At 36.6% G+C, this 8,730-nt stretch carries 5 protein-coding genes, 7 tRNA genes and 1 rRNA gene; all 13 read right to left on the bottom strand.

Annotated features, from left to right (window positions below):
- Nucleotides 1-7: 7 nt before the first annotated feature.
- Complete coding sequence (locus ACZLXV_RS00850; RefSeq protein WP_482382211.1) at nt 8-3,463, bottom strand: PD-(D/E)XK nuclease family protein; 3,456 nt, start codon at nt 3,461-3,463, stop codon at nt 8-10.
- 272 nt (nt 3,464-3,735) lie between these two features.
- Nucleotides 3,736-4,203 (bottom strand): hypothetical protein, encoded by a 468-nt coding sequence (locus tag ACZLXV_RS00855; RefSeq protein ID WP_022223385.1) that lies wholly within the window; start codon nt 4,201-4,203, stop codon nt 3,736-3,738.
- 93 nt (nt 4,204-4,296) lie between these two features.
- Nucleotides 4,297-5,244 (bottom strand): ROK family glucokinase, encoded by a 948-nt coding sequence (locus tag ACZLXV_RS00860; RefSeq protein ID WP_482382212.1) that lies wholly within the window; start codon nt 5,242-5,244, stop codon nt 4,297-4,299.
- A gap of 147 nt (nt 5,245-5,391) precedes the next feature.
- Nucleotides 5,392-6,834: a hypothetical protein gene (locus ACZLXV_RS00865; RefSeq protein ID WP_482382213.1), complete on the bottom strand. Its 1,443-nt coding sequence runs from the start codon at nt 6,832-6,834 to the stop codon at nt 5,392-5,394.
- 195 nt (nt 6,835-7,029) lie between these two features.
- A complete protein-coding gene (locus ACZLXV_RS00870; protein ID WP_482382214.1) occupies nt 7,030-7,659 on the bottom strand; it encodes a DUF6512 family protein in 630 nt (209 codons plus the stop codon).
- 201 nt (nt 7,660-7,860) lie between these two features.
- Nucleotides 7,861-7,933, bottom strand: a tRNA-Lys gene (locus tag ACZLXV_RS00875).
- Nucleotides 7,934-7,960: 27 nt separating this feature from the next.
- Nucleotides 7,961-8,033, bottom strand: a tRNA-Phe gene (locus ACZLXV_RS00880).
- 22 nt (nt 8,034-8,055) lie between these two features.
- Nucleotides 8,056-8,129: transfer RNA gene (locus tag ACZLXV_RS00885), tRNA-Met, on the bottom strand.
- Nucleotides 8,130-8,176: 47 nt separating this feature from the next.
- A tRNA-Tyr gene (locus tag ACZLXV_RS00890) sits at nt 8,177-8,258 on the bottom strand.
- 27 nt (nt 8,259-8,285) lie between these two features.
- Nucleotides 8,286-8,358 (bottom strand) — tRNA-Thr (locus ACZLXV_RS00895).
- Nucleotides 8,359-8,368: 10 nt separating this feature from the next.
- Nucleotides 8,369-8,441: transfer RNA gene (locus tag ACZLXV_RS00900), tRNA-Val, on the bottom strand.
- An 8-nt stretch (nt 8,442-8,449) separates the two neighbouring features.
- Nucleotides 8,450-8,523: transfer RNA gene (locus ACZLXV_RS00905), tRNA-Asp, on the bottom strand.
- A 107-nt stretch (nt 8,524-8,630) separates the two neighbouring features.
- Nucleotides 8,631-8,730: ribosomal RNA gene (locus ACZLXV_RS00910) — 23S ribosomal RNA — on the bottom strand; the annotation flags it as partial.

Raw genomic sequence — 8,730 nt, forward strand, 5'->3', positions numbered from 1 at the left:
AATTACTTTATTTATCACTTTCTGAAAGCTCACTGTGAATTAACCTCATAACATCATCATCCGACAATTTTTCAAATACCCGGTAATCATTGCCGTAAAGTCTGCTGTCAAATCTGCACACACTTTTAAACGCACAATACATACAGGCCGACTTAGGCTGTGAGTCCATTGTTTTATACGGATTTACACTTGTATTTCCGTCAAGTATCTCCTCCGACATATCCACAACCTTTTTTTCCGTAAAATCAATAAGTTCATTAAGACAATCCGTATTTGTGATTCCTGAACTTTTCTTAATCTGACCCTTTTTACCCGTTTCAATATTGCTTACTGACGAAATATAATCTGGCTGATATACTCCGTCATTTGATTCAAGATTTTTGTCACTTCCCTCAAGCATAGGCGAATCACCGTTCACAAGTCCATTCATTGCAAGTGATTCCAAAGTTTTTTGCTCAACATTTTCAGTTGTTACCCTCTCATTCAAAATCGGGTCTTTTATTCTGTAATAAAGCATTCCCGCCGGCACAACAATCTTTTTTGTTTTAGCCGCCTTATCGACGCTTGCTTTAAGATAAATTACAAGCTGCATCTGAAGCCCATAATAAAGTTCACTAAGTGACAATTCTTTATTTCCTGTCTTATAATCAATAACTCTCACATAATCTTTTGAACCGTCAGTAAAACCATCAAGCCTGTCAATTTTTCCGACAAGTTTTATAAGTTCCTCATCCGTTTTATCAGACTTTCCGACAGTCTCAAAAATAAGCTCACTGTCAATAGTATCAAAACTTCCCTGACTCATTTGCTTTGAAATAGCCCATATCGTCTTATTAACAACATTGTGAATACGCTTTATCATATATTGATTTCTGCTTGTATCCCTCATAATGCCATCCTTGCAAAGACTTACCGCCTTCTCAACACATTCACCGGCAATTCGCTCCTGCTCTTTTTTATCAACATCCTGCCATTTCATGTTGTTTGCAAGGAGTATCTTTGTATACATATCAAGTGTATCATGCACGATGTTTCCTATATCATATGCTTCAATATTGTGTTCCTGTCTCTCCTGAAGTTTAAGCCCATACTGCATAAAATATGAAAACGCACAAGCCGCATACCTCTCAAGCTGTGATGTGCTCCCCCTCAGATTTTCAGGATAAAGACTCTTTGCAACTTTCTTTGATATACTACTCTTATTCTCCTTAAAAAAAGCCGCTTTTAAAATTTTATTTAATGTGATTTTATCGTCCTCTGATTTAAAATAACGATTATATATCTCCTGCCATTTTTTATCTGAAAAATCTCCGTTTCTAAGTCCTGCAATAAGATATTTTTTTCCGTCATCATCAGACCATGCATTTTCCTCATTTTTCTTTCTTTCCTCAAACTTGACATTTATTGTCGGAAAAATTTTATTTATTCTCGATATAATGTATGACGGCTCATTTACACTTCCATCCCTCTCACTGTCACAATATGTTATATACAAATGTTTTGAAGGCTTAGTAAGGTTCAAATAAAGATAAAACTGTTCCGTATATACCTGCTGCCTTGCCGTAGGCGCAAGTTCAAACTCGTTCTCCGCCAAAAAATTTCTCTCAGACTCAGAAATAATTCCTCCACTGCCACTTCCTTTCGGAATATTTGACGAATTTGCCCCTACAAGAAACATATATTTTATATTTGAAATTCGTGTTCTTGACAAATCACCTGCCATAACCTGGTCTATCCCCGGTGGAATAACTCCTATCCTCGCCTCAGAAAATCCAACATCCAGAATATCCTTAAATTCTTTGAGTAACATTTCCTCATCACCCATAATAGAAACAAGTTTCTCTAAAACCTCTATAACCATATCATAAAGCTGCCTGTACTCACTTGCCACATCAAAATTTTCATTTTCCTCATAATCATCGGCAAATTCCATAAGCTTTTCATAAAAATGCTGTCTCTCAAAAAATTCAACCAAAGCTGTCGCATAATCCCTGACTGTGTGTTTTCCCTTTGCCACCTTCTCATAAAACTCCGACAGATTTTCAATAACACTAAGCCTTACATTCTCAACAATCCCGTTTGCAAATTCTTTTGACTCATCAGTCATTCTCCTGTAAGCATATGATGTATTCCACTCTCTGTTCCACGCCTTAAATCCTCTTATTCCCGTGGCAAGAAGATAATTGTCTAAAATATCATTTTTACTGTCACTTGTCCATGAAAGACAGCCTTTTAAATAATCCATAATATCTTCATATGAAAAATCTTTTATAATAATTTGCAGAAGTGCATCTATTGCACGTACCAGAACACTTGACTGAACGCCTCTTTTTTGGTCAATAAAGCAGGCTATTCCCGCCTTTTTCATCGCATGCTCAATAATATTTCCATATGTCTCGAGACTTCCCGCTACTATTGCAATGTCTCTATAACGACACCCTTCATTTACAAGAAGCCTCTTTATTTTCTGTACCACAAAATCAATCTCATCCTCAGCATATTTGAGTACATGACAACTAATATCTGATACTTCACATTCTTTTCCATTGTTGTATCTTTTATATGGATATCTGAACAAATTTCGTTCAAGCCATTCAAGTTCCTTTGACGAGCCAAATCTTGTCTGACTTATTTCTTTTCCAGTCCAAATATCATCTAAAACTTCAACACCCGTTTCACTCGCAATCATTCTTATATTATTGATAGTTTTTCTGCTCATAAAAAACAGCTGATAATTTTTCCCCTTATTTATAACTGACTCTCTCTCATCAGCAGTCACTGTAATATAAACTTTCTCGGCAATCTTTATAAGCTCACGCAAAAGCCTGTACTGTAATGGAGTAAATCCAGTAAAACCATCGAGACATATAACTGCCCCCTTGAGAAGTCCGGACTGTGAAATAACATCCGCAAATACACTTAAAAGTTCCTCAGAAGTAATATAATTTTTATCGATATATTCCTTAAATGCCGAAAACGCAACAGACATATCCTGTAACTTATATTTAAGGACAGTCTTATTTTCTGAAGCCTGAATCATTTTCTCTATCTCGTTTTCATCGGCACCATATTGTATAAGCTCAGACATAAATGACTTAATCTCAGAAATATAACCATCCTTATTTATATTTCTTCCGAAATATTTAAGATCATCCTTTTTATTAGAAAGCACCTTTTTTAAAATCATAATCTTGCCAAGGTCATCAAGAACCTGAACATTTCCCGCACCTGTCTCAGAAAACACTCTGAATGCAAGCCTGACAAAACTTTGTACATCGACATTCATAATTCCATGCCCCGGACTTATTCTAATCATGTCTTTCTGCGTCTGCATGGTAAACTGTTCCGGAACTATCATTATATAATCTTTTTTAGGATTTTTTACAGCTTCCTCCATAATTTTATGCTGCAAAAAATAAGTTTTTCCTCTGCCGGAACCACCAAAAATAAACTGGACTGCCATTCCCCTATCCTCTCTCCTGTATAATTATTATTGTATTTTAAGCTGTTACTATCTATTATTGTTCAAAAAAATCTTATATGTAGTATAACATAAAACAGAGGGCTATTGGTTAACATTCACTTTATCACAGTGAAAACTAACACTCATAGCACCTCTGTTTTATATTAATCGTTTTTACAAAAAACATTTTATTATTTTTAATCTGCTTAACCATTTGGTATGACGAAAATTATACCACTTATTCGTTATACCGATAATTTACAAAACACAGCTTATAATTTTTGCTCGTCAAGCACCGTCTTAACCGCATCAAGAACGAGTTTTTCAGTGTACATTGAATTTTTTGACAATACAACTTCATCAATTGAAACTCCCGAAGAAAGCTGTTTTGAAACATCCTTAACTGCCGATTTCATAAGCGGATACATTGTTTCCACTGACTCATCAAGATTTTTCACTTTAACAGACTTTACCTGTTCTTCATCAAGAGCAACCTCCAGATTTATTGTATTTTCACCTATTACAAACTGACTTTCATAAATTCCCGCCCTATATACCGCATCATTTTTATATGTACTGCTTTCATTACTTATGTTACTCTGTGTACTCTCACTTTTAGGCGAATTCTGCCTGCCAAACATAAAAAATAAAACAATCAGTAGCAAAATCCCAAGCCCGACAAATACTGCCGTATATACTACTTCCTTCATACGCAAAACCACAATCTTTGTTTTCGACATGACAACCCCCGTGAATTTTTTGGTTAAATTTAATCAATCAACCTATACTAATATATAATATGCGATATGAAGAAAGAATATTACTTTTTCCTACTACTGAATTACCATACGGACTGCACCATACATTCCTGCATCGTTGCCAAGTTCAGCAAGTCTGAATTCCGTATTTTTAAGTGCAAACATTACATTTTTCTCATACTGTTTCTTTATAAGTTCTATTACTATCGGACCATTTTTAGAAAGTCCCCCACCGATTACAAATGCCTGTGTATCAACTACAGAAGCTACATTACCAAGTCCCATTCCAAGATAAGCTGCGAACTCATCTACAGCCTCAGCTGCAAGCTCATCTCCTGCCTTATAAGCGTCGAAAACTTCTTTTCCGCCTATTTGATCATCTGCAAACTTTCTAAGCTCAGAAGGCTTGTCAGAAGCTTCAAGACGCTCTTTTGCTAATCTTATAACACCTGTAGCAGAACTATACTGCTCAAGGCATCCCTTACATCCGCATCCACATGTAAGTGTCTCTTTAGGATTTACTGTAATATGTCCAATCTCACCTGCTGCACCATTCTCCCCGGTAAGAATTTTTCCATTCATGATAATTCCACCGCCTACACCTGTTCCAAGTGTAACCATCACAATATTGTCAAAGCCACGGCCGCCGCCACGCCACTGCTCACCAAGAGCTGCAACATTTGCATCATTACCAACCTTAACTTTTTTAACACCTGTAAGTTTACTCATCTCATCAGCAACCGAGAAAATTCCCCATCCGAGATTTGCACATTTGAGAACTCTGCCATCCTCTGTTATAGGTCCCGGAACTCCCATTCCTATACCAAGAATATCATCTGTCTCAATAGATTTCTCTGAATTTTTTTCTTTGATAGACTTCACAATGTCAGGAAGAATGTTTTCACCGTTGTTTTCTTTTCTTGTAACAATCTCCCACTTTTCAAGCATATCACCTTTTTCATCGAAAAGTCCCATCTTTACTGTAGTTCCACCTATATCAATTCCATAAATATATTTTGCCATATTTTTCTGCCTTTCTTCTCGTTTTTATTTATATTATTTTTTGTGCTATAACTAATGCCACGTATTGCAGCATATAATCTTAGTTATATCTTTAATATACATTTCTGCCTTAAAATAAATTTTCCAACTTCCACCTATTTTTGATATTTAATCAAGGTCTTCTACTGCCTCATATCTGATACGAAGTTCAGGCATTTTTTTCATCTCCGTATAATAATTGACTGCCCAATCATCGCCCTGGCTTTCATCATTTTCGCCTGTTGCAGGTGGAGCAAACATCTTTAATGTAAGAACCTGTCCCTCTTTTATCTCTGACTCAAAAAACGCCGGCATAAGGTCAACTGTTTTAGTCTCCGGTGCCTTATAAAACCATTTGCCATTTATTTCCATCATAATATTAAGTTCTTCTTCAAAATTAATCTCAAAGAATTCAGGATTTCCATCCATCTTAATATCGACAGCAACACCATCGGCATCCTCTGAGCCGCCCCAGCGCATTTTTGCCGGAAGCATAACCTGTTCTTTTTCCTCAATAACAGGCTGGAAATAAGGGTCTTTCAATATTTCCTGATACTGTTTAAGTAACGGCTGTGCAATTCCCACTGATTTATTATTCGGGTCTTCTATTTCAAGACCAAGACGTCCTCTGTCCCTAAACTGGTACATCGAAAATCCATCAAACCAATCGGCATCATCAGACTTTATCCTGTCAACAAATTTTTTAATTGACTCGCCCTGTCGTCTTGGCCCTGTTACATCACCATCTGTATTAAACTCAGATATTACTAGCGGTTTACATACATTATCCGCAACCTTAGTCAATCGCTTTGAAGTCTTTTCAAGTCTTTCCACAAATGTATCGAGAGGTGTCACAGCGTAGCTGCTGCCGCCCTTTTCACAAACATCAAACGGCCATCCGTAATGAAGTGCAAGATAACAGTCATTTGACCAATAATCAGCCACCTTATACGCCTCAGTAAATTCTTTTTCATACTGAATAGGTGCATCATCCTCAAGGCTTGTAACACATCCCCCACAATATACAATAGACACATTAGGAGCTTCTTCCTTGACAATCTTTGCAAATCTCACAAAGAAATCACCTATTTCCTGATATGAAAACCTCTGATTATGAGTAAACCAATCACCTGTACATTCATGATTTATGCGAAGTCTCATTCTTCCAAAAGTTCTAAGTTCCTTTGCAATCTGCCTTAGATATTCATCTTCCAGAGAACAATCTATTGTAAGTGTAAGCGCAACATCTTGTCCATGTTTTCTAATATCTCTCATCGAAGTAAACGGCTCACCATCCATACTTCCGCCGATACCGCCAAGATAAGGGAAATAATCATCATATGGGTAGTCCCACTGAAAATGTATTTCCATATCTTTACATGCCTCGCTTATTCTCTGAGGCCACTCCTTATCCTTAGGATAATATGTATACATAATCCCAATGTTTCTGTGAGGTCTGCCAAGCACATTTAAAATATAATCCTGATTTACATACTCAGCTCTCTCACTTCCATCCCCAAGGTCAAGTCCACACCTCGCAGGATTTAAAGTAATTCTTTTTAAGTTGTCCATAAATTTCCTCATTTCTCATAAACTTTAATTTATCGTACCGTTTAACAAAGTTACACAAACCCCTATGTGTTAATATCTTATAATACTACACATCTTTTTTCACAGTACACAGTATTATAAATGCTTATAAATTTATTATATCATTCTCAAAGATATTCCGCCACTAAATTGTCTTATTTTATTACTATTTACTTATCACACAGGACTTACAAAAATTCCAAACCCAAGCGGATGATATGTTAACAATACAAATGCTATAAACTGTATTAAATTAACAATCAACAGTATTTTTCCACAATTCATTGTCTGCTTTTTATGTGAATTTATCAATATATGATATTGCAAACCAAACGCAATAAAAACAGCAATAAAAAATGTGCTTATATCAATCCATGCTACCTCAAATCCAAGAATACCCTTATATCCATAAAACAAAAACGGTATACTCCATGTACCGACTATATTTCCGAGCAAGCCCGTATATATAATCTTGCATATCTCATTATTTTTTTCATTTTTAACATTCACACTTATTTTACTGTCTTTGGAAAATATTTTCATACTGTTTTTATCTGAAACATATTTACAGCCAACCTTTTTCTTAACATACTGAAAACAAATTGCAATATAAATAAGCATAGGAATAAAAAGCAATTTCATATGTTCCCATGTTGACTCATTGACCGGCACAAATAAACCTATTAACCTTGCCAGCCTACACCAGTCATACACAAAATGAAAAAGAGTTCCCAATATCCCAACAAATAAAAATCCTGTTACAATATAGCGTTTATAAAATTTTTTATTATCACATTCAATAAACATACAATCTATCTCCTACTCACTGCAAATTTACTATAAATACTTATTGTTAATACAACTGCTGATTTTAATTTACTGTATTATTATCTGTTATTAATTTTATTGTATGTAATGATTTATATTATATGTGGTGTAAATACTTGATTTGATATAAAGGCAAAAAAAGAAGCCTTTATACAAAGACTTCTTTCACGATTATTTTAATGAGACACGGGGGATTCGAACCCCCGACAACTTGATTAAAAGTCAAGTGCTCTACCACCTGAGCTAGTATCCCATTTAAAACATGAGGTTTTTACCTCAATGCCCAGAGCCGGAATCGAACCAGCGACACGAGGATTTTCAGTCCTCTGCTCTACCAACTGAGCTATCTGGGCATATAGATAATAAATATCTAAGTAGCGGGAACAGGATTTGAACCTGTGACCTTCGGGTTATGAGCCCGACGAGCTTCCTAGCTGCTCCATCCCGCGTCATTAAAACCTTTTGGTAAACTCTGCGGTTTATCAACTTAGGTAAATGGGCGGAGATGGATTCGAACCATCGAAGCATAAAGCAGCAGATTTACAGTCTGTCCCCTTTGGCCACTCGGGAATCCGCCCATAACACAATAAATATTCAATTGTGTAAGCCGATGATCGGACTCGAACCGATAACCTGCTGATTACAAATCAGCTGCTCTGCCAATTGAGCCACATCGGCAAAAAATAAATGGGACCTACAGGGCTCGAACCTGTGACCCTCTGCTTGTAAGGCAGATGCTCTCCCAGCTGAGCTAAGATCCCAACTTAAACGACCCGGAAGGGATTCGAACCCTCGACCTCCGCCGTGACAGGGCGGCGCTCTAACCAACTGAGCCACCAGGCCATTCTAGTATAGGTAAAACCTGATACCTTCAAAACTGTATATTGAATATTTGACTTCCTCTGATTGCAAGAGAATTTTTCGTTCTGAACTCAAGCACTTGAGTTCTTTTGGTCAAGCCCTCGACCTATTAGTGACAGTCAGCTGCATGTGTTACCACACTTCCACCTCTGCCCTATCTACCTCGTCGTCTTCAAGGGGTCTTACTGG

The sequence above is a fragment of the Butyribacter sp. genome, from assembly GCF_056818865.1.

Bases quoted from the DNA above. Each gene is read 5' to 3' on its own strand.
- ACZLXV_RS00850 (WP_482382211.1), bottom strand. From the start codon at position 3,463: ATGGCAGTCCAGTTTATTTTTGGTGGTTCCGGCAGAGGAAAAACTTAT.
- ACZLXV_RS00855 (WP_022223385.1), bottom strand. From the start codon at position 4,203: ATGTCGAAAACAAAGATTGTGGTTTTGCGTATGAAGGAAGTAGTATAT.
- ACZLXV_RS00860 (WP_482382212.1), bottom strand. From the start codon at position 5,244: ATGGCAAAATATATTTATGGAATTGATATAGGTGGAACTACAGTAAAG.
- ACZLXV_RS00865 (WP_482382213.1), bottom strand. From the start codon at position 6,834: ATGGACAACTTAAAAAGAATTACTTTAAATCCTGCGAGGTGTGGACTT.
- ACZLXV_RS00870 (WP_482382214.1), bottom strand. From the start codon at position 7,659: ATGTTTATTGAATGTGATAATAAAAAATTTTATAAACGCTATATTGTA.